The organism is Neorhizobium sp. S3-V5DH (assembly GCF_004343065.1).
In the GTDB taxonomy this organism is placed as follows: Bacteria; Pseudomonadota; Alphaproteobacteria; order Rhizobiales; family Rhizobiaceae; genus Neorhizobium; species Neorhizobium huautlense.
This window is the reverse complement of the sequence record NZ_SMCL01000033.1, coordinates 20601-45482: the sequence shown is the minus strand read 5'-3', so window position 1 is coordinate 45482 and position 24882 is coordinate 20601. Positions and strand designations below refer to the sequence as shown.

At 62.0% G+C, this 24882-nt stretch carries 29 protein-coding genes; 16 read left to right on the top strand and 13 right to left on the bottom strand.

Annotated features, from left to right (window positions below):
- The first annotated feature begins 487 nt into the window (after positions 1 to 487).
- Positions 488 to 1414 (top strand): ABC transporter ATP-binding protein, encoded by a 927-nt coding sequence (locus EDE09_RS26625; RefSeq protein ID WP_105372619.1) that lies wholly within the window; start codon positions 488 to 490, stop codon positions 1412 to 1414.
- On the top strand, positions 1411 to 2172 hold the full coding sequence (locus EDE09_RS26620; RefSeq protein ID WP_105372568.1) for an ABC transporter permease: 762 nt from the start codon (positions 1411 to 1413) through the stop codon (positions 2170 to 2172). The genes EDE09_RS26625 and EDE09_RS26620 overlap by 4 nt, the downstream gene beginning before the upstream one ends.
- A gap of 24 nt (positions 2173 to 2196) precedes the next feature.
- On the opposite strand, the gene EDE09_RS26615 is transcribed toward EDE09_RS26620, so the two are convergent.
- Positions 2197 to 3414 (bottom strand): MFS transporter, encoded by a 1218-nt coding sequence (locus EDE09_RS26615; RefSeq protein WP_112798213.1) that lies wholly within the window; start codon positions 3412 to 3414, stop codon positions 2197 to 2199.
- Positions 3415 to 3548: 134 nt separating this feature from the next.
- On the opposite strand from EDE09_RS26615, the gene EDE09_RS26610 reads away from it, so the two are divergent.
- The gene (locus tag EDE09_RS26610) at positions 3549 to 4520 is read left to right on the top strand and encodes an AraC family transcriptional regulator (protein ID WP_105372620.1); all 972 of its coding nucleotides are present in this window, start codon (positions 3549 to 3551) and stop codon (positions 4518 to 4520) included.
- 5 nt (positions 4521 to 4525) lie between these two features.
- On the opposite strand, the gene EDE09_RS26605 is transcribed toward EDE09_RS26610, so the two are convergent.
- The 5 genes from EDE09_RS26605 to EDE09_RS26585 all read right to left on the bottom strand — a co-directional run bounded on the left by EDE09_RS26605 (position 4526) and on the right by EDE09_RS26585 (position 7728).
- Complete coding sequence (locus tag EDE09_RS26605; RefSeq protein ID WP_132413424.1) at positions 4526 to 5488, bottom strand: hypothetical protein; 963 nt, start codon at positions 5486 to 5488, stop codon at positions 4526 to 4528.
- 36 nt (positions 5489 to 5524) lie between these two features.
- A complete protein-coding gene (locus EDE09_RS26600; protein WP_132413422.1) occupies positions 5525 to 5797 on the bottom strand; it encodes a M15 family metallopeptidase in 273 nt (90 codons plus the stop codon).
- A gap of 213 nt (positions 5798 to 6010) precedes the next feature.
- Complete coding sequence (locus EDE09_RS26595) at positions 6011 to 6715, bottom strand: TIGR02281 family clan AA aspartic protease (protein WP_112798212.1); 705 nt, start codon at positions 6713 to 6715, stop codon at positions 6011 to 6013.
- Positions 6712 to 6933 (bottom strand): DUF1289 domain-containing protein, encoded by a 222-nt coding sequence (locus tag EDE09_RS26590; RefSeq protein ID WP_132413420.1) that lies wholly within the window; start codon positions 6931 to 6933, stop codon positions 6712 to 6714. Before EDE09_RS26590 ends, EDE09_RS26595 begins: the two co-directional genes overlap by 4 nt.
- 18 nt (positions 6934 to 6951) lie before the next feature.
- Positions 6952 to 7728 (bottom strand): adenosylcobinamide-GDP ribazoletransferase, encoded by a 777-nt coding sequence (locus EDE09_RS26585; protein ID WP_132413428.1) that lies wholly within the window; start codon positions 7726 to 7728, stop codon positions 6952 to 6954.
- Positions 7729 to 7829: 101 nt separating this feature from the next.
- On the opposite strand from EDE09_RS26585, the gene cobT reads away from it, so the two are divergent.
- Positions 7830 to 8849: a nicotinate-nucleotide--dimethylbenzimidazole phosphoribosyltransferase gene (gene cobT, locus EDE09_RS26580; RefSeq protein WP_132413418.1), complete on the top strand. Its 1020-nt coding sequence runs from the start codon at positions 7830 to 7832 to the stop codon at positions 8847 to 8849.
- Between the two features lie 5 nt (positions 8850 to 8854).
- Positions 8855 to 9247 (top strand): diacylglycerol kinase, encoded by a 393-nt coding sequence (locus EDE09_RS26575; RefSeq protein WP_132413416.1) that lies wholly within the window; start codon positions 8855 to 8857, stop codon positions 9245 to 9247.
- A 250-nt stretch (positions 9248 to 9497) separates the two neighbouring features.
- Here the strand turns inward: EDE09_RS26575 and EDE09_RS26570 are convergent, their stop codons facing one another.
- Positions 9498 to 11033, bottom strand: a complete 1536-nt coding sequence (locus tag EDE09_RS26570; protein ID WP_105372577.1) for a HAMP domain-containing sensor histidine kinase — start codon at positions 11031 to 11033, stop codon at positions 9498 to 9500.
- Between the two features lie 136 nt (positions 11034 to 11169).
- On the opposite strand from EDE09_RS26570, the gene EDE09_RS26565 reads away from it, so the two are divergent.
- The 5 genes from EDE09_RS26565 (at position 11170) to EDE09_RS26545 (ending at position 14253) form a co-directional block, all read left to right on the top strand.
- On the top strand, positions 11170 to 11745 hold the full coding sequence (locus EDE09_RS26565) for a thermonuclease family protein (RefSeq protein WP_132413414.1): 576 nt from the start codon (positions 11170 to 11172) through the stop codon (positions 11743 to 11745).
- Entirely contained in the window at positions 11723 to 12367 is a 645-nt protein-coding gene (locus EDE09_RS26560) for a uracil-DNA glycosylase family protein (RefSeq protein ID WP_165924276.1), read from the top strand. Before EDE09_RS26565 ends, EDE09_RS26560 begins: the two co-directional genes overlap by 23 nt.
- A gap of 65 nt (positions 12368 to 12432) precedes the next feature.
- Entirely contained in the window at positions 12433 to 12921 is a 489-nt protein-coding gene (locus EDE09_RS26555) for an Lrp/AsnC family transcriptional regulator (RefSeq protein WP_046637655.1), read from the top strand.
- Positions 12922 to 13023: 102 nt separating this feature from the next.
- Entirely contained in the window at positions 13024 to 13440 is a 417-nt protein-coding gene (locus tag EDE09_RS26550) for an ester cyclase (protein ID WP_112798202.1), read from the top strand.
- An 18-nt stretch (positions 13441 to 13458) separates the two neighbouring features.
- A complete protein-coding gene (locus EDE09_RS26545) occupies positions 13459 to 14253 on the top strand; it encodes an AraC family transcriptional regulator (RefSeq protein WP_132413410.1) in 795 nt (264 codons plus the stop codon).
- Here EDE09_RS26545 and EDE09_RS26540 read toward each other — a convergent pair.
- Together EDE09_RS26540 and EDE09_RS26535 are read right to left on the bottom strand one after the other, a co-directional pair.
- A complete protein-coding gene (locus EDE09_RS26540; protein ID WP_132413408.1) occupies positions 14207 to 14899 on the bottom strand; it encodes a DNA alkylation repair protein in 693 nt (230 codons plus the stop codon). The genes EDE09_RS26545 and EDE09_RS26540 overlap by 47 nt on opposite strands.
- Positions 14896 to 15783 carry an NAD(P)-dependent oxidoreductase gene (locus EDE09_RS26535; protein ID WP_132413406.1) on the bottom strand — a complete coding sequence of 296 codons (888 nt, stop codon included), beginning with the start codon at positions 15781 to 15783 and terminating at the stop codon, positions 14896 to 14898. Before EDE09_RS26535 ends, EDE09_RS26540 begins: the two co-directional genes overlap by 4 nt.
- A 272-nt stretch (positions 15784 to 16055) precedes the next feature.
- Here EDE09_RS26535 and EDE09_RS26530 point away from each other — a divergent pair, with 272 nt between their 5' ends.
- From EDE09_RS26530 to EDE09_RS26515, 4 genes are read left to right on the top strand one after another with little or no spacing between them, the layout of a single operon-like run.
- On the top strand, positions 16056 to 17021 hold the full coding sequence (locus tag EDE09_RS26530) for an aliphatic sulfonate ABC transporter substrate-binding protein (protein WP_105372584.1): 966 nt from the start codon (positions 16056 to 16058) through the stop codon (positions 17019 to 17021).
- A 35-nt stretch (positions 17022 to 17056) separates the two neighbouring features.
- On the top strand, positions 17057 to 18229 hold the full coding sequence (gene ssuD / locus EDE09_RS26525; RefSeq protein ID WP_132413404.1) for an FMNH2-dependent alkanesulfonate monooxygenase: 1173 nt from the start codon (positions 17057 to 17059) through the stop codon (positions 18227 to 18229).
- A gap of 24 nt (positions 18230 to 18253) precedes the next feature.
- Positions 18254 to 19096: an aliphatic sulfonate ABC transporter permease SsuC gene (gene ssuC, locus EDE09_RS26520; RefSeq protein WP_132413402.1), complete on the top strand. Its 843-nt coding sequence runs from the start codon at positions 18254 to 18256 to the stop codon at positions 19094 to 19096.
- A gap of 2 nt (positions 19097 to 19098) precedes the next feature.
- The gene (locus tag EDE09_RS26515) at positions 19099 to 19923 is read left to right on the top strand and encodes an ATP-binding cassette domain-containing protein (protein ID WP_132413400.1); all 825 of its coding nucleotides are present in this window, start codon (positions 19099 to 19101) and stop codon (positions 19921 to 19923) included.
- Positions 19924 to 19926: 3 nt separating this feature from the next.
- Here the strand turns inward: EDE09_RS26515 and EDE09_RS26510 are convergent, their stop codons facing one another.
- Positions 19927 to 20244 (bottom strand): helix-turn-helix transcriptional regulator, encoded by a 318-nt coding sequence (locus EDE09_RS26510; protein WP_132413426.1) that lies wholly within the window; start codon positions 20242 to 20244, stop codon positions 19927 to 19929.
- A 30-nt stretch (positions 20245 to 20274) separates the two neighbouring features.
- Here EDE09_RS26510 and EDE09_RS26505 point away from each other — a divergent pair, with 30 nt between their 5' ends.
- The gene (locus EDE09_RS26505) at positions 20275 to 22224 is read left to right on the top strand and encodes a cation:proton antiporter (protein WP_132413398.1); all 1950 of its coding nucleotides are present in this window, start codon (positions 20275 to 20277) and stop codon (positions 22222 to 22224) included.
- Here the strand turns inward: EDE09_RS26505 and EDE09_RS26500 are convergent, their stop codons facing one another.
- The 3 genes from EDE09_RS26500 to EDE09_RS26490 are packed head-to-tail and all read right to left on the bottom strand — an operon-like array spanning position 22225 to position 24031.
- Positions 22225 to 22635, bottom strand: coding sequence for a CopD family protein (locus tag EDE09_RS26500; protein WP_105372588.1), 411 nt, complete (start codon positions 22633 to 22635; stop codon positions 22225 to 22227). It lies immediately after the preceding gene.
- Between the two features lie 6 nt (positions 22636 to 22641).
- On the bottom strand, positions 22642 to 23196 hold the full coding sequence (locus EDE09_RS26495) for a DinB family protein (protein ID WP_132413396.1): 555 nt from the start codon (positions 23194 to 23196) through the stop codon (positions 22642 to 22644).
- A 25-nt stretch (positions 23197 to 23221) separates the two neighbouring features.
- Complete coding sequence (locus tag EDE09_RS26490) at positions 23222 to 24031, bottom strand: methyltransferase domain-containing protein (protein ID WP_105372624.1); 810 nt, start codon at positions 24029 to 24031, stop codon at positions 23222 to 23224.
- A 122-nt stretch (positions 24032 to 24153) separates the two neighbouring features.
- Between EDE09_RS26490 and EDE09_RS26485 the strand changes: the two genes are divergently transcribed.
- Positions 24154 to 24876 (top strand): DUF2270 domain-containing protein, encoded by a 723-nt coding sequence (locus tag EDE09_RS26485; RefSeq protein ID WP_105372590.1) that lies wholly within the window; start codon positions 24154 to 24156, stop codon positions 24874 to 24876.
- Positions 24877 to 24882: the final 6 nt, after the last annotated feature.

Genomic DNA, 24882 nt, shown 5'->3' with positions numbered 1-24882 from the left:
GCTTTGCCCTCAGCCATTGCGGTGTTGCGATCACCCCAATGACAAACGAGGCCGGAGCATCATAACAGACGCTCCGGCCTCTCAATGTATAAGGCCGGCACTGAGGCCGGCCAGGGCGGAGATCGACTTGGGGGAGCAGCCATGCCTCCGAAATGAGCTCTCTTACTGAAAATCAGAAGCAATGCGGCAAGCGAAAAGCAATGATCTGAAACATGTAGGTCATGACGGTCACGCAAGGGATGGGTGCGGCGGGGAAGCGGGACCGTTGCTTGCCTGACCGGGACAATGCTGCAGGAACGTCACGGGAAAATGACAGTCTCGGCAAGCGCCGCTTCCGATGGCCACTGTCTTTGCCGGCGATCGTGGGTCCGGCCGATTGGTCAAGAAAAGCGAACGCAATATTCGTTCAGGGAGGGATGGTTTCAAGGAAAGGGCTGCCTATATTGGCGGCACTTCTCGCAAATCCAATCCGCAAAGACCCGTTCGCATGGCTCCCGTTGTTTCCATCCAGAATCTGACCAAAACCTACGGCAACGGTTTTGAAGCGCTGAAAGGCATCGACCTCGAGATCGAGGAGGGCGAGATTCTTGCGCTGCTCGGGCCGAACGGCGCCGGCAAGACGACACTGATCTCGATCGTCTGCGGGCTGGTCAATCCATCGGGCGGCAAGGTGCTGGTCGGCGGCTATGACGTGGTACGGGATTTCCGCCAGACCCGGGCGATGATCGGACTGGTGCCGCAGGAACTGACGACCGATATGTTCGAGACGGTGTGGAACACCGTCAGTTTTTCCCGCGGGGTGCACGGCAAGAAGCCGAACCCTGAATTGGTCGAAAGCGTCCTCAAGGACCTGTCGCTCTGGGACAAGAAGGACAATATGCTGCGCGAACTTTCCGGCGGCATGAAGCGGCGCGTCCTGATCGCCAAGGCGTTGGCGCATGAACCGAAGATATTGTTCCTCGACGAGCCGACCGCTGGCGTCGACGTCAACCTGCGCCGCGAAATGTGGCAGGTGGTCGAAAGGCTCAGGGAAAATGGCGTCACCATCATCCTCACCACCCATTACATCGAAGAGGCGGAGGAGATCGCCGACCGGGTCGGCGTCATCAACGGCGGCAAGCTGCTGCTGATCGAGGAGAAAACGGCGCTGATGAAGAAGCTCGGACGCAAGCAGCTCCGGCTGGAGCTTGCCGAACCGCTGAAGAACCTGCCGGTCAGCCTTTCACCTTACAATCTGACGCTCTCGGAAGACGGTGCGGCACTGCTTCACGAATACCAGGGCGAGGAGGGGGACGGCAGTATCGCCTCGCTGCTCTCCATGTTGCAGGCAGAAAACATTCATTTCCGCGATCTTTCGACGCGGCAGAGTTCGCTGGAGGACATTTTTGTCGCACTGGTGGGAGAACAGGCATGAACGTCGAGGCAATCAAGTCGATCTATTTCTTCGAGATGGCCCGGATGCGGCGGACTCTGCTGCAGAGCGTCATATCGCCGGTCATCACCACCTCCCTCTATTTCATCGTCTTCGGCACGGCGATCGGCTCCCGCATGCAGGCGATCGAGGGCGTTTCCTACGGTTCCTTCATCACGCCCGGGCTGATCATGCTGACGCTGCTCACGCAATGTATCGGCAACGGCTCGATCGGCATCTATTTCCCGAAATTCACCGGCACGATCTATGAAATCCTGTCGGCGCCCGTCGCCATGACGGAGATCCTGATCGGTTACGTGGGGGCGGCGGCGAGCAAGGGGCTGATCATCGGCCTGATCATTCTGGCGACGGCGTCCTTCTTCGTCGACATCTCGATCGCCCACCCCTTCGTGATGCTGACCTTCCTGGTGCTGACGGCGGTGACCTTCAGCCTGTTCGGCTTCATCATCGGCATCTGGGCCAAGAATTTCGAGCAGCTCAACATCGTGCCGATGCTGGTCGTGCCGCCGTTAACCTTCCTCGGGGGCAGCTTCTATTCGATCGACATGCTGCCGCCCTTCTGGCAGGCGGTCAGCCATTTCAATCCGGTGCTCTATCTGGTCAGCGGCTTCCGCTGGAGCTTTTACGAAATCGCCGACGTCAATCCGCTACTCAGCCTCGGCATGGTCGGCCTGTTCCTGGCCATTTGCCTTTCCATTCTCGGCTGGATCTTCCACACCGGGTACCGGCTGCGGAGCTGACCGCAGCCGGTAGTTCGATCCGGTTCAGCCCTCGCTGAGCTGGAGCTGGCGCCCGCCGCGCAGGACCATCACCGACGCGCCCAGGATGGATGCGATGCCGAGGAAGGTCATGACGCCGAGCGGGCCCTCTGCATCGACCAGCAGCCCGCCGAGCACGGCGCCGCTGGAAATGGCGATCTGGAAGGTCGTCAGCAGCAGGGCGCCGGCACTTTCCGCCTCGTCGGATGCCGCCCGCGTGATGTAGCTCTGGATGCTGACCGGCAGCGCCCCGAAGGCAAAGCCCCACAAAGTGACCGCGACGGCGGAAGCCGCGAAGGAAACCCCGGTTGAAATGAGGATGACGGCGGTGAGCGCGAGAAGCCCGGCGCCGAAGATAACGCCGAGGGTAGCGCTGCGTTCGGTGATCATGCCCCCGACGATATTGCCGAAGAAGCCGCTGATGCCGAAGGCGAGCAGGACGAGCGAGATCATCTCGACGTCAAGCCGCGGAATCTCCTCGAGATACGGACGGATGTAGGTGAAGCCCGCGAAATGCCCGGCGACGATGAGAAGCGTCGCAAGAAGCCCGATGCGGATCTTCGGCCGCTTCAGGACGCTCACAAGCGTGCCGAGTCCGGCATGTCCGGCAGGCGGCAGCGAGGGCATGGTGATGGCCTGGGCAAGCAGCGCCAGCACGCCGACCGCGCCGGCCAGCATGAAAGCCGCCCGCCAGCCGAGAGTGGAGCCGATATAGGCGCCGAGCGGTGCGGCGGCGACCGTCGCCACCGAGACGCCGGTGAAGATCATCGCCATGGCCCGCGGCAGATGGTCCAGCGGCACGAGCCGCATGGCAAGCGCCCCCGACATGGCCCAGAAACCGCCAAGCCCGATGCCGAGCAGCACGCGCGAGACGAGAAGCAGGGGCAGGCCGTTGGCAACAGCGGCCAATGCGCAGGAGAGGATAAGCAGGGCGGTCAGACCGAACAGCGTCCAGCGCCGGTCGAGGCTGCGGGTGCCGATGACGACGCCGGGGCCGGCGAATGCTGCGACGACGGCCGTCACGGTCACCGTCTGGCCGGCGGTGCCGGAACTGATGCCGAGATCGGCGGAGATGGGGGTGAGCAGGCTCGCCGGCAGGAATTCCGCCGTCACGAGACCGAATACGCCGAGCGTCAGAGAGACGACCGCGTCCCACCGGGCCTTGCTGCCGGAAACGGACGTATCGCGCAGGCGACCGTCCTCTTCGAAAGTGCTGTCTGTCATGGTTCATGTTCCTGTGTTGGGAGGTGGCACAGTTTCCCTATCGGGGTTGACCAGACGTAGGCGTGACAGCCTGTAGTTTCCATGCTAGAAAATCCGACATGCTTGACCGTTCGTCCAAAATTGAACCCGCTGATGTGGCCGATCCTTTGACCGAGATGTTGCGCGGGCTGCGGCTCGACGGCGTCGAATACGGCCGCTGCAGATTGGCCGAACCCTGGGCGACCTCCTTTCCCGCGCAGGAAGCGGCACGGCTCCATTTCATCTCCTCGGGTTCCGCCTGGCTGCAGACGCCGTGCGGGGAATGGCTGGCTTTGCGGCCGGGCGATGCGGCACTTCTGCCGCGCGGCGATGCGCATGTGCTGGCGAGCGCACCCGGTATTCCGGCGCTGCCGTTCGATCATTTCGGCCGCAAGGAAGTCTGCCAGGGGGTGTTCGACGTAAAATGTGCCGAAGTCTGCGGCGGTACGGTGGCGCTCACGGCTTCGATGCGTTTCAATATCGACAAGCTTCATCCGCTTTTGCAGCTCATGCCGCAGGTGATGCTGACCAGCGATCTGGCGAAGAACGAGCCGTCGATCCCGCATCTTCTCGATGCCATGGCGCGGGAGGTGGAATTGGACCGGGTGGGCGCCGGGGGAATTCTGGCGCGCCTTGCCGACGTTCTGACGGCCACCCTCATCCGCACCTGGGTAGAGCACGGTTGCGGCGACACGACGGGCTGGATCGCGGCCGTCCGCAATCCCGAAGTCGGCCGGGTGCTGGCAGCCATCCATCTGCAGCCGGAACGGGACTGGAGCGTGGCGGCCTTGGCGCGGATCATGGGCGTGTCCCGCTCCGGATTTGCAGAGCGGTTTCTTCGGGTGGTGGGCGAAACGCCGGCGCGGTATGTAGCGCGGGTGCGCATGCACCAGGCGCGCCAATGGTTGGGCAACGGCATGCGCGTGTCGGTCGTCGCGCAGCGTCTGGGCTACGATGCGGAAGCCTCGTTCAGCCGCGCCTTCAAGCGCATCATCGGAGCACCCCCGAGCCAATTCAGGAAAAAGGGCGACGGCGATGAAGCGGTTCGAGGTTTGGTTGACATTGGCCCGATGAGCAGACCGAACTGAACTGTCTACCGCAGTCCGACCTCCTTCAGAACGGCGCAGGCGTCCCCGAACCATTGCGCGGCGCGGTCCAGATGATTGCCGTGGCTGCGCAGGTGCCAGGCATTGGCGTCGGTTTCATACAGTCCGCCGGCGTTGAAGGCAGCCGCAACGAGAATCGGATCCGTGCCCGTCAAGCCGAACCGCTGCTTGATCTCGGCGATGCCGATCTCGATATTGGTCGTCGCATCGTAGAGGGGATGGATCGCCGGCGGAGGCGAAGGCCGCAAAGGATAGACGGGCGCCACCTGAAACTTGTGGTAGGGAAGCGACTGCGCGTCGATCACCCATCGCGCCGTGGTGGCGAGTGTCTGCATCGGGCCGGCGCTGTAGTCTCCCTGCACCGGTGGGTTGACGTCCTTGTTCCAGACATGCGCCTCCCAGCGGAATGTCGAAGGGCCGGTGAAACCCTGCGCGCGATAGGCAGCAGCTTCGGCAGCAATCGTCGTGATGATGATTTCAGGGGGTATGGCGAAGCGGCGGGCCATCAGATCGATCTGCACGCTGAAAGCATCCCAGATGGCGCGACAGGTCAACGGAGCGCCCGAACTGCGCAACGGTTTCTGGCCTCCGGCATAGCTGCGAATATAGATGCCATCCTCGTCAAAGCGCCATTCGATGCCGTTGAACTTGCGATGCCAGCTTTGCTGGCCGACTGCAGGCAGCGGATTGGACTGCGTAAAGGTTTCGGTCGCGACGAGGGCTTCCATCGGCAAAGGAGGGCGGGTCGGTATCTCTTCCGGTACCGGTGGTGCGGCGGGCGTGCCGGACCAGCCGGCAATCGCGGCTTCCAGATTTTCGGCCCAGCTCTCATCGCCACCGGAGGGGTATTTGCCGTTCGCAAGATCGCCGCTGTCCAGTCCGGCCATCTGCAGATGCGGCAGCTCCCAGGACAATGCTTCGAGCCCGTGGCTCTCGCCGATCTGGTGCACCCTTTTCCACGCGTCACGATATTCGCCGCTGGTCTTCTAGCTCCACTGCCCATTCACGAACAGGACCAGATCGATCGCCAGTCCATACTGGTGGTAGGACCTCCACGGTCTCGCCTTCGTCACGATCGGACCCGGACGCGTCCGACCCTGCGCATATAGAAATTCCTGCCGCTGGGGAGAGCGAAAAGCCTCGAATATCCGGAAGGGAAAGCCTTCGGTGTTGAGCTCTTCGACGATCAACCGCGCCGCCTTCCGAACGGCTGGATGAAGATGAGCAGTATCCACGTCTCGCTGGTGCGGCGACGACATAGGTTGTCCTCCCACTTTTAAAGGAACGATGAGAAAATACAGGTGATGGATTCAGTGATGCTTGCGGAATGCTTGCGCGCGAGAAGGTGAACTATAATTGCCGCGAGTGGAGCGGCAGTCAACCGACAGATAGTATTATATACTAACAACACGTTTTGATTGCGTTTGGGGCAAAAGCGTCCATCGAGCCGTCCACGACCCGCCGGGTAGCTGTCAGTCTCTCAACCGGAGCTCGTCGGTCTGCATCTGCAGCGAACCGAGCGTGGAGAGGAAGCTCATGCCGAGAAGGCTTTCGTCAAGCCGTCCTTCCTCTGCCACCAGGGCGCGGATGTTTTTTCGGACGATAGGTCCTATGGCGATCTCGTCGAGACGCACGGGTGCGGCCATGGCGCGGCCGTTGGCCGTCATGACGCTGACTGAAAAGTCGAGAGCTCCAGGATCGAGGCCGATCGCCCGCGCATGTTCATAGGAAAGCACCACGGTGCTGGCGCCGGTATCGACGAGCATCGGCAGCACCTTGCCGTCGACACGGACATTGGTCTGGAAATGGTTGCCGCGCGTCTTGTGGATGATCACCTCGTTGCCACCCTCGCTGGTCGTCACGGACACCGCGGTGCCGGGCAGCAAGCCCGCGGTCATACGGGCGCCGAAACTGCGGGCGTCGTCCCGGTAGAGATAGGCGGCGACCAGCCCAAGCACGATCAGTAGCCAGATGGCGATGTTCCTCAGCACTTCGCCGGATCTGCCGCGGCGGCCGGAGAGGATGCCGACCGACAACAGGCCGGCGATCGGAAGCAGATAGATGATCTGCCCGAAATCGTCATTGGCGATGCCGAAGGTCTGGCCTGCGTCGTGATTGAATATCAGCAGCGCAAGTCCCGCGCCGAGGACGAGGAGAATGAGCGTTAGGGCGTTCATGCGTCGTAGCGCTCCCTGGCCAAACGCTGCCGTTTCGTTTCCCGGCGAGGCTTCCGCTCGACGGTCTCGAGCCGTGCGGGCAGTGTTTCCATCAGTGCGAGCCGTTCGGCATCCGTGTAGTCTATCCAGGCGGCGATTTCCTCGCGCGTGCGCCCGCAGCCGAAGCAGTAGCCGGTCTTGGTGTCGATGGAGCAGACGAGAATGCAGGGCGAAATCATGCAACCTATATCGTGGGTTCAGATGGCGAGAGCAAGAGTGGCAAGCATGCCGATCTCTGAGAGTTGTTGGCTGGCGCCGATCGTATCGCCCGTATGGCCTTCGATCTTGCCGCGCACATAACGGGTAAAACCGAAGCAGAGCGCGCCTGCGACAATCAGCGACAGCAGCACTTTGGGCAACCCAAGAACGAGGACCAGGAGGACCAGGGCCAAAGCGACGCCCATGAAGAGGGCGACATTGCGTGCCGTAGTTTCAGGCAGGCCGGCGCTGGCCGCCACCCCGGTTTCCCTTGCGGATGGCAGTGCGTGCCAGTGCCAGACCATCAGGGCACGGCTTACAGCTGCAGCGCCAAGGAGCGCGAGCGCGGCTGCCGCCGGCTCGTGGCGCGCAAGAGCGGCAAGCGCGCTCGCGCGCAATCCGAACGAAAGGATAAGCGCGATCACGCCGTAGCTGCCGATGCGGCTATCCTTCATGATGACAAGCGCATGTTCCCTGTCGCGCCCGCCGCCGAGACCATCGGCCGCATCCGCAAGACCGTCTTCGTGGAGCGCTCCCGTCAGAAGCGCCAGAAGCGTGAGCGCGATCAGACCTGCGGTCAGGGCATCGCCAGGTGCAAGGAGAAAAAGGGCGATGGCAGGAAGGGTCGCGATCACGAGCCCGGCCGCCGGAAAGGCTTGGACGGCGCGCGAGATCGAGCCGGACTGGCCCTTGAAAAAACGGTCCGGCACCGGCAGACGGCTCAGGAAACCGATCGAGCGTGCAAGGTCTGCGACGAATTCGCTTGTGTTTGGCAGTTGTCCCACCGTGAGTCCCCGACTATGAGAAACGCAAAGAAGCGCGATTTGCCGGGAAAAGACAAGCCGACCCCCGGACGACCAGAGCAAGAGAGATCTCCATGAGCGTGAGTGGCCTGCCTTTCGACGATTTCCGCACCCTGCTTGCCAATCTTCCGGGACCGGATTCTCGCGCGCTTGTCGCGGCGCGCGAACGGGACTCCCAGCTCACCAAGCCGCCGGGCGCGCTCGGCCGGCTGGAAGAGATCGCCTTCTGGCTTGCCGCCTGGACCGGCAGGGCTCCGGCAGTCAACCGCCCTCTGGTGGCGATCTTCGCCGGCAACCACGGGGTCACGAAGCACGGCATCACGCCCTATCCCTCCTCGGTGACACAGCAGATGGTCGAGAATTTCGCGGCCGGCGGTGCCGCGATCAACCAGATCTGCGTGACCCACGATCTCGGCCTCAAGATTTTCGATCTCGCACTTGATTACCCGACCGGTGACATCGCGACCGAAGCCGCGCTTTCCGAGCGAGATTGCGCCGCGACCATGGCCTTCGGCATGGAAGCGATTGCAGGCGGCACCGACCTCCTGTGCATCGGCGAAATGGGGATCGGCAATACGACGGTCGCCGCGGCGATCAATCTGGCGCTTTACGGCGGCACGGCCGATGACTGGGTTGGCCCCGGCACCGGCTCGCATGGCGAACTGCTGGAGCGCAAGATCGCGGTGGTGAAGCAGGCGGTGGAATTCCACAAGGATCATCTCTCCGATCCGCTGGAAGTGCTGCGCCGGTTGGGCGGACGTGAGATCGCGGCAATCGCCGGCGCCATCCTGGCTGCCCGCGTCGAGAAAATTCCCGTGCTGCTCGACGGTTATGTGGTGACGGCCGCGGCGTCCATCCTGAAGGCCGCCAACCCGTCCGCGCTCGACCACTGCCTGGTCGGCCATGTCTCCGGGGAACCTGGCCATCTGCGCGCCATCGAGAAGCTCGGCAAGACGCCTTTGCTGGCGCTCGGCATGCGCCTCGGCGAGGGGACGGGTGCTGCACTCGCGGCCGGCATCGTCAAGGCCGCCGCCGCCTGCCATTCCGGCATGGCGACGTTCGACCAGGCAGGTGTCAGCAACAAGAGCAACTGATCCGGATGGAAAAGACGCCGCTCGACAGCAATATCGCAAAGGCGAGCGGCATCCGCCGGGTCATCGCTGCGACGCGCTATTCCATGCAGGGATTGGTCCGGCTCTGGAAAGAGGAGGCGTTTCGCCACGAGGTCGTCGCCTTTGCCGCTGGCCTCGTGCTCTTCGCGCTGGTCGGTGCGTCGGCGCTCGATTATTTCGTCTTTCTCATCCTGATGCTGGTGCTGTTCTCGGTCGAATCGCTGAATACGGCAATCGAGGAGCTGGTGGATCGCATTTCCCCGGAAATCTCGACAGTCGGCCGGCATGCCAAAGATCTCGGCTCGTTTGCGGTGTTTTGCCTGCTCTGCGCCAACGGGCTCTTCGTGCTTTACGTGGTGGTCAAGAATCTAGCCTTCTAAGGCGGGCATAGAACCATGCTTGGTCAGGATGGCCAGAACTTCCTGCCTCTCCGGTTCAGGCAGGGTTTTGTAAAAATCTCATTTCCCGAAGGCACGAGACCGGCTAATTCGTGCTGATATCGGGTGATAGCGACCGCTAACCGATCCTGTTTATGGTCGGGCAGGCCTTTTGCAACTTCGCTTGCGTAGTCGAGAAGCGCGGCCATACTGTCAGTCTGCACTGGAACCTGTCATTGTAAAAGAGCCTGCATTACGCAAAGCTCTTGCGGCGGCGTTCGATGGCTGGCGCGTCGGCCACGGCGGGGACGCTCTGCAGCACGCGGGTTGCGGGCAGGATGGCGATCGCCTCGGTGCCTTCGCGCAGCTTGGAGCGCAGGATGAACTGGCCGTCGTGCTTGGCAAGGATCGCCTGTACGATCGGCAGGCCGAGGCCGGTACCCTGTTCGGCGCTCTTGATCGCGATCGATCCCTGGCCGAAGGCCGAGAGGACGACGGGTATTTCCTCTTCCGGAATGCCGGGGCCGTTGTCCTTGATGGCCACATACTGGCCGCCGCCGGCCGTCCACCCGACCTTGACCATGACCTCGCCGCCTTGGGGGGTGAATTTCACCGCATTCGACAGGAGGTTCAGCAATACCTGCCGCATGGCCTTTTCATCGGCCCAGACCTGCGGCAGATCTGGCTCGAACTGCTCGCGGATCGAGATGTTCTTGGCTCGGGCCCGCAGCTGGACCATGCCGATGCAATCCTCGGCGATTTCGAGGAGCGAAAGCGCCTCTTCGCTGAGATCGTAGCGGCCCGCCTCGATGCGCGACAGGTCGAGGATTTCGTTGATGAGGTTGAGGAGGTGATGGCCCGAACGGTGGATATCCCCTGCATATTCCCGATAGGTGGGATTGGCGAGCGGGCCGAGGACCTCCGAACTCATCACCTCGGAAAAGCCGAGGATGGCGTTGAGCGGTGTGCGCAATTCGTGCGACATGGAGGCGAGAAAGCGCGATTTCGCCAGATTGGCTTCCTCGGCTCGCCGGCGGGCCTCGTCCGACATGGATTTGGCCACTTCCAGTTCCGCAATCAGGTCGTCCTTTTCCGACTGGTAGGACATCAAGGTGAGATTGGAGCGGTAGAGCCGGTCGGCGATATAGTGGAAAAAGACGACCGCGATGGCGCACATCGCCGTCATGCCGATATCGAGCACCTGCCGCGAGAAGAACGACATCGCGAGCAAGACTGCGACCGCCGGCAGGAAGCCGAAAAGCACTCCGAGCCTCAGCATGAAGGTGCTCATTGCCATGATGGAGATAGCAAAGAGCAGAACCGCGCCCTTATAGAAATAGTAGCCCTCGCCGGAGCAGGCGCTGCAGTCCTGGAGCGCGAAGAGAGCCCAACCGACGCCGAGCAACACCTGTGCCGCGAGCAGCCTGTTTCGCCATTTGCGGGTCTCGATCGCGGCGATTTCCTTCCGGCTTGCCCGCCGTGCGAGCAGCACGTTGATAGCATGCAGGCTGAGCATCAAAAGAGCCCAGCCGAACAGATTGGCGCTCGGGTTGATATAGATGCCGATCGCCGTCACAACGATCACGAACAGCGGCATGATCGACGCGCCCTGCAGCACGGCGCTCGCATGCATGGACAGCATGTCGCGGTCGAAGACCTGATTGCCCTTGGAGCTGGATTGCAGCCGTTCGCGGGTGGCCCGGACAGCCTTCGATACAGCCTTGTTGCGGTGGCTGCGCGATCGATCCACGATGATCTTGTCGGTCGAAGTGCTGACGCCGTTACTCATGACCACTGAACTGCTTACCCGGGTGGTTGAGAGACTAGGGTCAAAACCTTAAGAGAGTCCTGCCGGGAAAGGTTTTGTTTGCCATTTCTCTGAAGCTTCCGTTTTCCAATAAGGCGCGATTGTGGCGATAGGGCTCATGAAATTTAGGGATGGCGTGGTTCTGGTGGCCATGCTCATCCTTCTGGCGCTTATCGTCACCAAGTTGAACGACGGGTCCGACAGCGCGATCCGCGGACCCTTTCACGCGGTCGACGGCGATACGCTTTCAGCGGGCGGCGAAAGGCTGCGGCTGGAGGGCATCGATGCGCCGGAACTCGATCAGACTTGCGAGGACGGCGGCGGACGGAGATGGGCCTGCGGTGCGGAGGCCAGACGATATCTGGCGCATCTGGTGTCGACGGACGAAACAGAGTGCTTGGGGCACGAGCGCGACCGCTACGAGCGGCTCGTGGTGCGCTGCCATGCGGGTGCGGTGAGTGTCAACGGCACGATGGTCCGTGAGGGTCTGGCGGTCGCTTACGGGCTCTACATGCAGGAGGAACGTACGGCGCGGCGCGAGCGGTTGCGGCTCTGGGCAGGGCGGTTTGAAAATCCGCGCGACTGGCGCGCCAGCCGGGGCATGATGGATGGATCGGGCTTACTGGAGGCGGTTCTGGAATGGCTCGAACGATTGATCGGTTCGAATGGGAATGAGGCATATGGCCAATCGTGAGGCGGAGATCGAGGCGCTGCGGCGGGCGATATCCGTCTGCCGCGTCTGCCGGGACGCGCCGGCGAAGAGAGAGGGCGACCGCCTGCCTCACGAACCGCGGCCGGTTGCCGTGTTGTCGAGGACGGCCCGCGTCTTGATCGCCGGACAGGCGCCAGGCCTGCGCGTGCATGAAAGCGGGCTGCCCTTCAACGATGCCTCCGGTAACCGGTTGCGCGACTGGATGGGGGTAAACCGAGAGGAGTTCTACGATCGGGAGCGCTTTGCGATCGTGCCGATGGGTTTCTGTTTTCCGGGTTACGATGCAAAGGGGAGCGACCTTCCGCCAAGGCGCGAATGCGCGCCGCTCTGGCGCTCCCGGGCGATATCGGCAATGCCGCAGATCGAGCTCATCTTGGCCGTCGGCGGTTATGCCCACGCCTGGCATCTCGGCGCGCGGCGCAGGAAGGGCATGACGGAAACGGTTGCGAACTGGCGCGAGTATTTCTTCGCCAACGAAGGGCCGCGCATCCTGCCGCTGCCGCATCCGAGCTGGCGCAATACCGGCTGGCTGAGGAAAAATCCCTGGTTCGAGGCCGAGATACTGCCTGTCCTGCGACAGAATGTGGATAGCCTCATCCGTTGAAACAAAATTCGGTTAACTGCTATGATTTAGGTGTATAACGAAAAATGATTTCGAAAGGGAACTGAATGGACCGCCTCGACCGCAAGATCCTGCGCATTCTGCAGGAAGATTCAACTCTGGCCGTCGCAGATCTTGCGAAGAAGGTAGGGCTTTCGACCACGCCGTGCTGGCGGCGCATCCAGAAGATGGAAGAAGACGGCGTCATTCGCCGCCGCGTGGCGCTCCTCGATCCCGTTAAGGTCAATACCAAGGTCACCGTCTTCGTGTCGATCCGCACCGCCAGCCACTCGATCGAGTGGTTGAAACGGTTTTCGGAGGTGGTCGTGGATTTCCCCGAAGTGGTCGAATTTTATCGCATGAGCGGCGATGTCGACTATCTCCTGCGGGTCGTGGTGCCGGATATCGGCGCCTACGACGCCTTCTACAAGCGGCTGATCGCCAAGATCGAAATCCGCGACGTCTCCTCCGTCTTCGCCATGGAGCAGATCAAATATACGACCGAACTGCCGCTCGATTACATGACGCTCGACAACCAGAAATCGGGCGAGGAATAATTCGCCAATCGGCGGATCGGGATTATTTTCTGGCAGGACGGGCCAAGTAGTAACGGCCCGCTTTCGTGTATCCGTGTTCCGCACAACAAGCTGGAGCGCGAGATGCAGAACCAAGCCGATGCCAACAAGGCGATCGTCCACCGGTACGTAGACGAGATCTGGAACCGGGGAGAGGTCGGGAGGTTCGCCGATTTCTTCGCGGCCGACTATGAAGAGGCCAGCTATTCGCCAGCCAATGCCGATGGGCACTGCGCCATGGTGGCAGTGCAGAAGCGGATCATGCCGGATGCCGTTTGGTCGATCGAGCGGTTGACTGCCGAGGATGATCGCGTCGTCTGCGAATTGGTCCTGCGCGGCACCCATCAGGGGGCGTTTAAAGGTATCGAGCCATCCGGCAATCCGGTTTGCGTGCGCGCCTATCGAACCTTCGTTTTGCAGGACCAGAAGATCGTCCGCCATTCCGCATTGCTCGACACTGCCGAACTGCTAAAGCAGATGCGGGGACAGCAGGTGGCGTAGAGCAAATCCGGCAGGGCGATGGCGACAATCTCTCATGCGTATCATCGGGTTATTGACGAACCATTCGAGATCGAACGGGCCTTCGATGCCGATTACCTGCTCTACGCGTCGGCCGGTACTTTCATTCTCGACATCGGCCAGCGCCGCTGGATGCTGCCGCCACAAAGGGCGGCGCTGATTGCGCGGGGAACGGTGATTGCGGTACGAAGCAAGGGCCCGGCCACGGCATCCTCGGTCCTCTTCGGCGATGGCGAGTTTAAAGCGCCGCTGCCGGGCTGCCGGGTCTTTGGCCTTTCCGAGCTGGTGCGGCAGATGCTCCTGTATGTCATGCGCTGGGATTTCGGGCGCAACGCAGGTGACGGAGCTGCGAATGCCTTTTTCAAGGCGCTTGCGTCCGCAGCAGGCGAATTGGCCGCGGCAGAAGATGACACCTGGTTACCGAAACCGCAGTCGCCGTGCATGGCAGTCGCCATCGACCGGTTGCTGGAACAGCTGGACAGCGATGTCGATTTCTCCACCCTGGCGGAGGCAGCGCGTCTTTCGGAACGGACGTTGGCGCGGCGGTTCGACGCGGAGCTCGGCATGAGCTTTCGCGATTTCCGGCACCGGGCGCGGATGGTGAAAGCCAAGGAGATGCTGCTGGCCGGAGGGGAGCCGGTCACGGAAATCGGGCTTGCATGCGGGTTCGAAAGCACGAGTTCCTTCATCAAGGCGTTTCGGACATTTGCCGGCGCGACGCCGCGGCAATACCGGGTGGGAAGACCGACTAAGGCTTTAGCCGAGCCAGAAGCTTTTCGCTTGCGAGTTCCTTGACGGCATCCTTGCCGATCCAGCGCGCGGTCTTGTCGGTAGAGGCGGCGAGCCTTTCGGCCAGCGCAAGGGCGGGAGGGTGGCAGGTTCGATTGCGCTTGCCGATATTGCGCAGCGCCCAGTTAACGGCTTTCCTGACGAAATTGCGCGGATCTTCTGCATGGCGTTCGATCAGCGGAAGGTAGCTGATGAACGTCGCATCCGGTTCCTGCTTGTTGTGGACAACCGCGCCTGCGATCATCGCAAAAGCGGTGCGGCGCACGAATTCCTGCTCCTCCTCGGCGAATTCAGCGATCAGTTCCTTCCAGAACGGCGTTTGGGTGAAGAGATCGGCGGCGGTGTCGACGATCTCCCACGAATTGAAGTCGCCCGCCCAGCGCCTCGCCTCCGTCTTGGTCAGCGTTTTAGGATCGGCTGTGAGGATGGCGGCCATGCGGGCGTCGCGAAGCCCGGTATTCCAGAGCCTCAGGGCGCGGGCGTGATCTTTCCCGACCTGACGGACGATCGTCTTCATCTGCGGCGTGGTGATGCCGAGCGCTGTGGCGGTGTCGATGCCGAAGCGGCCCATGCCCGCGATATTGGCCTCGTTGCGCAGCGTCTGAAGATGCGCAACGATATCTTCGGCGGACGAAGAGGGGACGAGTTTCATTTCTTTTCGAGCCGGGCGAGTAGCGACGACGTATCCCAGCGCTTGCCTCCCATCGCCTGGACGTCGCCATAAAATTGATCGACAAGGGCGGTCACCGGGAGCTTCGCGCCGTTGCGGCGGGCTTCGGTCAACACGATGTCGAGATCCTTGCGCATCCAGTCGACCGCGAAGCCGAAATCATATTTGCCGGCATTCATCGTCTTGTAGCGGTTTTCCATCTGCCATGAGCCTGCCGCACCCTTGGAGATGACCTCGATGACCTTTTCGATGTCGAGGCCGGCCTGTTTGCCGAAGTGGATCGATTCGGCGAGCCCCTGGACGAGGCCCGCGATGCAGATCTGGTTCATCATCTTCGTGAGCTGGCCGGCGCCTGCCGGACCCATCAGGCCGACCATGCGGGCATAGGCGTCGATCACCGGTTTTGCCTTGTCGAACGTCGCCTCGTTGCCGCCGCACATGACGGTCAGCACACCGTTTTCGGCTCCCGCCTGGCCCCCGGAGACAGGCGCGTCGATGAAACCGACGCCTTTTGCCTTCGCGGCGGCCTCCAGCTCACGGGCGACCTCGGCGCTGGCGGTCGTGTTGTCGATCAGGACCGCACCCGGTTTCATGCCGGCGAGTACGCCCGTATCGCCCAATGTCACCGAGCGGAGATCGTCGTCATTGCCGACGCAGGTAAAGACGAAATCGGCATCCCTGGCGGCCTCTGCGGGGGTAGATGCGGTCTTGCCGCCGTACTTCCCGGCCCAGTCGGAGGCTTTCGAGGCCGTGCGGTTGTAGACGGTAACCTCATGGCCACCCTTTTCCTTCAGATGCCCCGCCATCGGAAAACCCATCACTCCGAGACCGATGAATGCCACCTTCGCCATGCTCACCTCCTGCATTTTCTTTCCTGAGGATTAGAGCAAAGCAGGCATCGGGAAAAGGCGCTTCCTGCGAAAAGCGACGATTTCGCTGCAGAGGGCAAAAGTCGAGATGGTGGAGTTTGTCGTTTCGATTACGCGCCAATCGGGGAATAAATTCTCCCGATGGGCGGATAATTCGAACGAATTTAATGTCGACCACATCGATAGACTATGGAACGATCCTGAACGTCGAAGGGCAAAGCGGCGGGCACGCCGCAATGGACCGGATACCAGAGGGAAAGGCTAGGACCATGGTAACACGCAGACAGACACTCGGGCTAATTGGGGCCGCGGCCGCGGCGGCGGTTCTGCCGGTCGCGGGAGGGGCGAGGGCAGCAGCGAAAGAGCTTCGGATCGGTTGGCAGAAGAACGGCGTTCTGGCGCTGGCAAAAAGCCAGGGGGCGCTCGAAAAGCGTTTCGCGGATCGCGGGATCTCCGTCGCCTGGTCGGAATTTACCTCCGGTCCGCCGCTGCTCGAAGCGCTCGGAGCCGGTGCGCTCGACTTCGGGCCGACAGGCGACGTGCCGCCGCTTTTTGCCCAGGCGGCCCGCGGCAACCTGCTCTATGTCGGCACCTACAGGGGCAGTTCGGCGGGTTCTGCCATCCTCGTCCACAAGGACTCGCCGATCCGGACGCTCGCCGACCTTAAGGGCAAGAAGCTCGCCTTCAAGCGCGGATCGAGTGCTCACAACATCACCGTCAAAGTGCTCCGCAAGGGTGGGCTCACTCTTGATGACGTGACACAGCTCGATCTCGCGCCACCGGATGCGGCAGCCGCCTTCAAGAATGGTTCAATCGACGCATGGTCGATCTGGGATCCCTATACCGCAATCGCCCAGAACGATCCGCAGACGCGGGTGCTGACGACTGCCGAGGGTATCGTCGATTCCTGGAGCTACTTCCTAGCGAATACCGACTTCACGGAAGCGAATGGAGACTTGGTCCCGGAAATCCTTGACGAGTTGAGGAAGGTCGGCAATGCCGCCCAGGCCAATTTCGAGGAGACGGTCAAGGCGCTGGCGACGATCACGGGCGTACCGCAAGAGGTGACGCGGGTTGTCCTTTCCCGCCGCGGCGCAAATCTGGGCGCCGTGTCGACGCTGACGGACGAAGTGGTCGCCTACCAGCAGTCGCTCGCCGACGAGTTCTACGATCTCAAGATCATCCCGCGAAAGCTCTCCGTCAGCGACATCGTCTGGCGCCCGAAACAGAGCTGACCATCCGACCTCTTTCCCCGACAAGGATCTGACCGATGACCGATACATCCAAACCCATCGATTTTCTCTGGTTCATCCCGACCGCCGGCGATGGCACCTATCTCGGCGGCAGCGAGCTCAACCGCGCACCGGATCCCCGTTATCTGCGGGAGATCGCTTCCGCCGTCGACCGGCTTGGCTATTCCGGCGTTCTGCTGCCGACCGGGGTGTCCTGCGAGGAATCCTTCGTGACGGCGGCTTCCCTGGCGCCGTTTACCGAGAAGCTGAAATTTCTCGTGGCTATTCGTCCCGGCACGGCATCGCCCGCCTATTACGCGCGGCTTGCCGCAGCTCTCGACCGGGTTTCGAACGGTCGCCTGCTTCTCAATATCGTCGTCGGGGGAAGCCCGGCGGAACTGGCCGGGGACGGCATTTTTCTGGAGCACGACGAACGCTACAGCCACGCGGAAGAATTCTTCCAGGTATGGGAGGATCTCGTCACCAAGGGACAAGCCGATCTCGACGGCAAGCACATCAAGGCAAAGGGTGCCAGGCTCGGTTTCCCGACCATCCAGCAGCCGCGTCCACCTCTCTATTTCGGCGGATCCTCGGATGCGGGCATCGAGTTCTTTTCCGGCCGTGCGGACAAATACCTCACCTGGGGCGAACCGCCGGCGCAGGTGGAGGAGAAGATCAAGGCCGTGCGGGCGGCCGCAGCCAGGAAGGGCAGGGACGTGACCTTCGGCATCCGCCTCCATTTCATTGTCCGGGAAACGGACGAGGAGGCCTGGGCCGCCGCCGACCGTTTGATCTCCAAACTGGACGACGAAACGATCGCTAAGGCGCAGGCCCATTTTGCCAACGGTTCAGATTCTGTCGGCCAGAAGCGCATGGCCGCTCTGCACGGGGGACGGCGCGACCAGCTGGAGGTATCGCCGAACCTCTGGGCAGGCATCGGGCTTGTGCGTTCCGGCGCCGGCACGGCGCTCGTCGGATCACCTAAAACGGTGGCGGAACGGCTGCGTGAATATCAGCAGCTCGGAATCGATACGGTCATCGGCTCGGGCTACCCGCATCTGGAAGAGGCCTATCGCGTCGCGGAACTGCTGTTCCCGGAACTCGGCATTGGCCGGGAGGAGCAGCCGACCGTCTTCGGCAGCGAGTTCGGCGGTAAGCGCATCTTCGCCGGCGGCGGTCACGCGACCGTCCGCGCCGTCGCGGCTTCGTAGCCGAAGGTTTGAGAGGATCAGACCATGACCATAGCCGAAGCGTTCGCAGGGAGCCGCGAGGCTCGAAAACCGGAGGGTAGGCGAATTCGCCTGCCGTCCCTCTCGAAAGACGCATTTCTGCCCTATCTGGTGCCGGTGCTGATCGTTGCCGCTTGGCAGGCGGCCTCCTCGGCAGGCTGGATCTCGGACCGCATCATGCCCGCTCCGGTCGCGGTGGTGAGAGCCTTCTGGGACGTGGCTCTTTCCGGGCAGCTGGCGCATGACGTCGCCGTCAGTGGTGCGAGGGCGCTGACTGGGCTGCTGATCGGCGGCTCGATCGGATTTCTGCTCGGTATTGCCAATGGCGTGTCTAGGCTGTCCGAGCAGCTCACCGATACCACCTTGCAGATGCTGCGCACCATCCCGCATCTGGCGATGATCCCGCTGGTTATCCTTTGGTTCGGCATCGGCGAGGAGGCCAAACTTTTTCTGACCTCGCTGGGCGTGCTGTTTCCGATCTACCTCAACACCTATCACGGCGTGCGCAATGTCGACCGCGACTTGATCGAGATGGGGCGGATCTACGGCATGAGCGGCTGGTCGCTGTTCCGCAAGGTGATCTTTCCGGGCGCTCTTCCGTCGATCTTCGTCGGCCTGCGCTACGCGCTTGGTATCATGTGGCTGACGCTGATCGTCTCGGAATCCATCGCCGCCTCATCCGGCATCGGGCACATGGCCAATACGGCGCGTGAGTTCATGATGACCGACGTCGTGGTGCTGGCGCTCGTCATCTATGCCGCGCTCGGCAAACTGGCGGATGTGATCGCTAGGATGCTGGAGCGCTGGACGCTGTCGTGGAACGTGGCTTACCAACGTCAAGGAGCCTGAAAATGCCGATCAGACCTTATCAGCGGCCGCTCGCCTTCGTCGGCGGTGAGCCTTTGGAATATGAACCGCCCATTCCGGCGAGGGCGAACCGGCCGCAGGCCGCCGCCGTGAAGCTGTCGGGAATCCAGAAACAGTTCGGCGACAACCGCGTGCTGCGGGGCGTCGACCTCCAAGTACCTGCCGGACAATTCCTGGCGATCGTCGGTAAAAGCGGTTGCGGCAAGAGCACGCTCCTGCGGCTGCTCGTCGGGCTCGACAGCCAGACGTCGGGCGAGATCTCGTTTAAGAACGGGGCGGGGGCCGAGATCGTCCCCAACGCCCGCATCGTCTTCCAAGAGCCCAGGCTTCTGCCCTGGTTCACCGTGTCGGAAAATGTCGAAGTCGGCCTTGGAGACGGGGTGCCGAAAAATCTCGCGCGACGTCAGGCCGAGGCGGTGCAGGCCGAGGTGCAGCTCCGGGAGAAGGCCGGCGAATGGCCTGCCAGACTTTCCGGCGGACAGAGGCAGCGCGTGGTGCTCGCCAGGGCTCTTGTCAGCCGGCCGGGGCTGCTCGCCCTCGACGAACCGCTCGGCGCGCTCGACGCCCTGACGCGCATCAGCATGCAGCAATTGTTGACCCGCGTCTGGCGCGAGCTTGGCTTCACGGCCGTTCTGGTGACCCATGACGTCACGGAAGCCGTGCATCTGGCGGACCGGGTTATCGTGCTGGACGAGGGACGCATCAAGCTCGACCTCGCCATTCCCCAGGCTCATCCGCGCCGGCATGGGGATCCGGATCTCGCTGCGCTCGAAGGAAAATTGCTCTCCGCCATTCTCGGAGAAAGTTGAGCGTCAGCGAAGGGGCGAGGTCGAGCTGCCTTTTTGGCAGACACCCAGGCCGCAGCCTTCCACTTCCATGAAAACGACGCCGCCATCCTCGAAGGCGCGTCGGATCTGGGCAGCCGTCGCGCGGTGAACGTCGTGGCGGCTGCCTTCGTAGTCGCGGATCGTGCTGCGGGAAATTTCGGAACGCTCCGCGAGTTCGCTTTGCGTCCAATCGAGAAGCCCCCGTGCTGCGCGACAGAGCGCCGGCGTCAAAATGATCTGTTTTGCGTCTTGACCCATTTCACCAGGCTGCCCATATTGGTCAACATACGCCATATATGGCAGATTTTCAGGAGATTTCCAGAGGGAGCGCGGATGCCGCACGATACCCCATTGATTTCGACCATCGTCGGCGGTCTCGTGCTTGCATTCATATTCGGCGCTATCGCCAATCGGTTCCGTCTGCCGCCGCTGGTCGGCTATCTTTTCGCCGGCATCCTCGTCGGCCCTCATACCCCGGGTTATGTGGCCGACCAGAACCTTGCGCCGGAGCTTGCCGAGATCGGAGTCATCCTGCTGATGTTCGGCGTCGGCCTGCATTTTTCACTGAAGGATCTTCTGTCCGTACGCGGCGTCGCCGTACCGGGCGCCATCGTCCAGATCGGCTTTGCCACCTTGCTCGGCTGGGGCATGGGCGCGCTGATGGGCTGGCCGCTTGGAGGCAGCCTCGTTTTTGGCCTGGCGCTGTCGGTTGCCTCCACCGTCGTGCTGCTCAAGGCGCTGCAGGAAAGGCGTCTTGTCGAGACGGTGCGCGGCAAGATCGCGGTCGGCTGGCTGATCGTCGAAGACCTCGCCATGGTGCTGGCGCTGGTGTTGATCCCGGCACTCGCGAGCATCGGCGGCGAGGCGGCACATCCCGATCCGGTGGCGATCGCGGTTGCGGACCTTTTCGACATCGAACTCGGCGTTGCCGGTGTCATCGGCATTACTCTGTTGAAGGTCATGGCCTTTCTCGGGGTCATGCTGGTGATCGGCCGGCGCGTCATCCCCTGGATACTGCACCGCATCGCCCATAGCGGCTCACGCGAACTTTTCAGGCTCGGGGTCCTTGCGATCGCGCTCGGGGTCGCCTTCGGTGCCGCCAAGCTCTTCGGCGTATCGCTGGCGCTGGGTGCCTTTTTCGCCGGCATGATCCTTTCGGAAAGCGAGCTGTCGCACAGGGCGGCTCAGGAAACCCTGCCGCTGCGCGATGCTTTCGCCGTACTGTTCTTCGTCTCGGTCGGCATGCTCTTTGATCCGAACATCATCCTGTCGAACCCGCTGCCGGTGCTTGCGACCGTCTTCATCATCCTGATCGGCAAATCGATGGCTGCCTTCCTGATCGTGCTTGCATTCCGAATGACGGTACCGACGGCGCTGACCATTTCAGCCAGTCTGGCACAGATCGGCGAATTCTCCTTCATTCTCGCCGAACTCGGTGTGGGGTTGAACCTGCTCCCGCAAGAGGGCCGCGACCTGATCCTCGCCGGCGCGATCATTTCGATCATGCTCAATCCCGTGATGTTTTATCTCGGCGACAAGCTGATCCCGCGGCTGGAGGCGCGGCTGATCCGTGCGCCGGAAGGCGAGGGCGAGGCGGCGATTGCCACGCAGACCGGCGCCCATAGCGACGATGCCGTGCCCGGCCAGGAAACTCCGACGCCGAAGGAGACCGAGCCGGTGCTGACTACTGCCGGTGAGGAGGGCGAGGTGGCCGTGAGCCGGCTCATGGATCATGCGGTCGTGGTGGGCTACGGCCGGGTCGGCAGCATCGTGGTGGCCAACCTGAAATCCTCCGGCACACCGTTTCTGGTGATCGAGGATTCGGAAAACCGGGTTCAGGATCTCTTGAAGCAGGGGATCGAAGTCATCGTCGGCAATGCGGCTTCGCCCAAGGTGCTGGAGCTTGCCAATCTGGGAACGGCAAAGAGCCTCGTCGTGGCGATCCCGAACGCTTTCGAGGCCGGCAATGTGGTCATGCAGGCACGTGAGGTGAACCCTGCGCTTCTGATCCTGTGCCGCGCCAATTCCGACGCCGAGATCGAGCATCTGACCAAACTGGGCGCCGACAAGACGATTATGGGCGAGCGCGAAATCGCCTATGGCATGCTCGACGGCCTCGATCAGGTGCATTACCGCGCGGATGTGCTGGAAGAGGCGGAAGAAGCGCCGAAGCCGCAAGCGCCTGAGCCAACCGGGCTGACGGAGGTCGCGTCGGAGAGGCCACATGACGAGCCCGCGGCCCCCTCCGATGTCGAGCCGCCTGCGGAGCCGACTAAAGCCTGATCAGAATGGCTTGATCACGGCGAGCAACACGACCAGAACGACGGAAACCAGGATGATCGGCATGCCGACGCGCACGAACGCCGGCGGATCGAGTTTCGGGTCGGCCCGCATGCGGCGCATCCAGCCCTGCTGCATGCCGTGCAGGGCGGAAAGCATGACCACCAGGACCAGCTTGGCGTGCAGCCAGCCGTCGGAAAAGCCGACGTAACCGAAGATGAGCCAGAGGCCGAAGAGCCAGGCGCCCCCGAGGGCCGCCGTCGTCACTGTCCGGTCATATTTCCAGAGCGCTGCAATGACGCCGACGCGGATCGCGGGAGGCACCATGCCGATGACGAAGGCATTGATCAACATGCCGCCGATCAGAAGAAAGTCGGAGAGAATGTGCAATGCCTTGATGACGAAATACAGCATGGGGGGTCAACTCCAGATCATGGCTTCGGTAAAATTGAGTTCGGCGAAATCCTGCTTGCGCAACTTTTCCTCGTCGGCTGCGAAAAACTCGTCAAGCTGCGGGGGTGGGACGGAGGTTCCGGACAGCATCGCGTGAACCTGGCCGCGGTGATGGATCTGGTGCTGGAAGAGGTGCAGCAGCACCCGATCGGCGGTTTCCACCTGTACATGGTCGGCACGGGGAATGCGGACCTCCTGCATGACGGTTTCGGCAACCATCTCACGACAGTGGTCGATCAGCCGCCGATCGGCGGCATGCTGTTCGCGGTTAAGATCAGCAAAGTGCACGAAGGGTATCTCCGGCTCGAATGCTGCCGCGCCGATGCAATTGCCCTCCAGCGCACTGATGTAGAGCCAGTCGACCGTCAGGATGTGGTTGAGCGTATGGATGATCGACGGAAAGAAATTGGTGCGGGGTGCGGCCAGTTCCTCCGCCGAAAGCTTGCCGCATGCCCTTAGAAGCCGATGATTGGCCCAGGCATTGTTATAGGCCTGGGCAAGAAGATAGCGCTGTGGGGTCATCGAATCCTCCGTTGCGGAGGCGAAACTAGCCTTTCAGCCGCGCAATGACCAGATGGCCCGGCGACGGCTGTCCATCCTGCATGCGCACATTGATTTCGGAGATTTCCAGCACCTCAAACCCGGTGTCGGCAAGCCGCGATCGGACGTATGCTTCGCTATGGAGAAAACGCTGGTGCGGGCCGACTGCATAGGTACGGCCGTCGGCATCGGACAGGCTCTCCGACGAGAAGGCGAAAATGCCGCCTTTCAGCATATTTTCCGCCACGCCGAAGAACAGCGGCTCGAGCGCGCCGAGATAGGGAAGCACGTCCGTTGCGGTGACAAGGTCGAAAGGCTCGTCGTCATTGTCTTCCAGGAAATCTTCGACTTCCGCTACGTAAAGCGTTTCGTAAAGATCCTTTTCGTGGGCGATTTCAACCATGTTCTCGGAGATGTCGATACCGGTAATATCGTCAACCATGTCGCGCAGCGTGCCCCCCGTCAGCCCGGTGCCACAGCCAAGGTCGAGCATACGCTTGAAGTGCCCGAGCTTCAGCTCCTGGAACCGCTGGCGCACCATCACCGGCACGGCGTAGCCCAGTTGCTCTACAAGGATGTCCTCGAAACTTTCGGCATGTTGATCGAAGAGTGTTTCGACATAGGCATCCGGCGCCTTCGGTGGCGTCTCGCCGCGGCCCATTGCGGCGATCCGCACCGCGGCGCCGCCGTGATCCTCGGGATCGAGCGCCAGCACATCCTCGTATGCCTTGACCGCCGCATCGATCTCGCCGGCTTTCTCCAGCGCCAGAGCGCGATTATAGGCTTCCGCCAATGCTTCCTCGTCGATCTTCTTCATCACTCTGTCCTTTGTTTTGAGGCGCTTTAAGCCGGTGGCGCCCGTTTGTCCATCGCCGCGGAACGTGTCGGGCGCTGGCCCGTTGAGCAAAGGAGCAGAAATTTTTGCCTGGAGAAAGGATCATGGCCGGCGATCAGGGGCCGAACGTGCTGGAGCAGAATATCGAGCGACGGGCACCGTCGCTGCCGATCACATCCGCCGAAAAGGCCAATATGATCATCCACTATTACCGCGGCGAGATGGGGCGGATGGCCGGTTGGCGCGACCGCATCGACCGCACGTCCAACTGGGCCATCACCATGGTCGCGGGTCTTCTCTCCGTATCGCTCTCGACGCCGACCTCGCACCATGGCGTCGTGCTGTTTGCCATGCTTCTCATCTCGCTGATGCTCTTGATCGAGGCGCGACGCTATCGCTTCTTCGATGTCTATCGCGCCAGAGTGCGCAAGCTGGAGCGGCATTATTTCGCCCAGGCGCTGGATCCGCAGGCCGATCTCAAGCCCGACTGGGCGGTCGGCATTGCCCGTAGCCTGCGCAATCCGAGCTTCCTCATCACCTATCGGGAGGCGCTGTTCAGGCGCATCCGGCGAAACTATGTCTGGATGTATGTCATCCTGCTGTTCGCCTGGCTGCTGAAGATCTCAACGCCGAAACTGCTTCCCAACGAGCCCAAGACGGATGTCGTCTTTTCGGTCGGCGAGGCCGTCAACAATGCGGCGCTCGGGCCGGCGCCGGGGTGGAGCGTGATAGCGGTGGTCGCGTTCTTTTATGCCGCAATCCTGTATGCCGCCATCCATCGAGAGCCAGATGACGGCGAATTCGCTCACGGCGAAGTGCATGTATGAGGCCGC

Excerpts from the sequence above, each read along its gene's own strand:
- EDE09_RS26625 (WP_105372619.1), top strand. The coding sequence starts at position 488 with ATGGCTCCCGTTGTTTCCATCCAGAATCTGACCAAAACCTACGGCAAC.
- EDE09_RS26620 (WP_105372568.1), top strand. The coding sequence starts at position 1,411 with ATGAACGTCGAGGCAATCAAGTCGATCTATTTCTTCGAGATGGCCCGG.
- EDE09_RS26615 (WP_112798213.1), bottom strand. The coding sequence starts at position 3,414 with ATGACAGACAGCACTTTCGAAGAGGACGGTCGCCTGCGCGATACGTCC.
- EDE09_RS26600 (WP_132413422.1), bottom strand. The coding sequence starts at position 5,797 with ATGTCGTCGCCGCACCAGCGAGACGTGGATACTGCTCATCTTCATCCA.
- EDE09_RS26595 (WP_112798212.1), bottom strand. The coding sequence starts at position 6,715 with ATGAACGCCCTAACGCTCATTCTCCTCGTCCTCGGCGCGGGACTTGCG.
- EDE09_RS26590 (WP_132413420.1), bottom strand. The coding sequence starts at position 6,933 with ATGATTTCGCCCTGCATTCTCGTCTGCTCCATCGACACCAAGACCGGC.
- cobT (WP_132413418.1), top strand. The coding sequence starts at position 7,830 with ATGAGCGTGAGTGGCCTGCCTTTCGACGATTTCCGCACCCTGCTTGCC.
- EDE09_RS26575 (WP_132413416.1), top strand. The coding sequence starts at position 8,855 with ATGGAAAAGACGCCGCTCGACAGCAATATCGCAAAGGCGAGCGGCATC.
- EDE09_RS26570 (WP_105372577.1), bottom strand. The coding sequence starts at position 11,033 with ATGAGTAACGGCGTCAGCACTTCGACCGACAAGATCATCGTGGATCGA.
- EDE09_RS26565 (WP_132413414.1), top strand. The coding sequence starts at position 11,170 with ATGAAATTTAGGGATGGCGTGGTTCTGGTGGCCATGCTCATCCTTCTG.
- EDE09_RS26560 (WP_165924276.1), top strand. The coding sequence starts at position 11,723 with ATGAGGCATATGGCCAATCGTGAGGCGGAGATCGAGGCGCTGCGGCGG.
- EDE09_RS26555 (WP_046637655.1), top strand. The coding sequence starts at position 12,433 with ATGGACCGCCTCGACCGCAAGATCCTGCGCATTCTGCAGGAAGATTCA.
- EDE09_RS26550 (WP_112798202.1), top strand. The coding sequence starts at position 13,024 with ATGCAGAACCAAGCCGATGCCAACAAGGCGATCGTCCACCGGTACGTA.
- EDE09_RS26545 (WP_132413410.1), top strand. The coding sequence starts at position 13,459 with ATGGCGACAATCTCTCATGCGTATCATCGGGTTATTGACGAACCATTC.
- EDE09_RS26540 (WP_132413408.1), bottom strand. The coding sequence starts at position 14,899 with ATGAAACTCGTCCCCTCTTCGTCCGCCGAAGATATCGTTGCGCATCTT.
- EDE09_RS26535 (WP_132413406.1), bottom strand. The coding sequence starts at position 15,783 with ATGCAGGAGGTGAGCATGGCGAAGGTGGCATTCATCGGTCTCGGAGTG.
- EDE09_RS26530 (WP_105372584.1), top strand. The coding sequence starts at position 16,056 with ATGGTAACACGCAGACAGACACTCGGGCTAATTGGGGCCGCGGCCGCG.
- ssuD (WP_132413404.1), top strand. The coding sequence starts at position 17,057 with ATGACCGATACATCCAAACCCATCGATTTTCTCTGGTTCATCCCGACC.
- ssuC (WP_132413402.1), top strand. The coding sequence starts at position 18,254 with ATGACCATAGCCGAAGCGTTCGCAGGGAGCCGCGAGGCTCGAAAACCG.
- EDE09_RS26515 (WP_132413400.1), top strand. The coding sequence starts at position 19,099 with ATGCCGATCAGACCTTATCAGCGGCCGCTCGCCTTCGTCGGCGGTGAG.
- EDE09_RS26505 (WP_132413398.1), top strand. The coding sequence starts at position 20,275 with ATGCCGCACGATACCCCATTGATTTCGACCATCGTCGGCGGTCTCGTG.
- EDE09_RS26500 (WP_105372588.1), bottom strand. The coding sequence starts at position 22,635 with ATGCTGTATTTCGTCATCAAGGCATTGCACATTCTCTCCGACTTTCTT.
- EDE09_RS26495 (WP_132413396.1), bottom strand. The coding sequence starts at position 23,196 with ATGACCCCACAGCGCTATCTTCTTGCCCAGGCCTATAACAATGCCTGG.
- EDE09_RS26490 (WP_105372624.1), bottom strand. The coding sequence starts at position 24,031 with ATGAAGAAGATCGACGAGGAAGCATTGGCGGAAGCCTATAATCGCGCT.
- EDE09_RS26485 (WP_105372590.1), top strand. The coding sequence starts at position 24,154 with ATGGCCGGCGATCAGGGGCCGAACGTGCTGGAGCAGAATATCGAGCGA.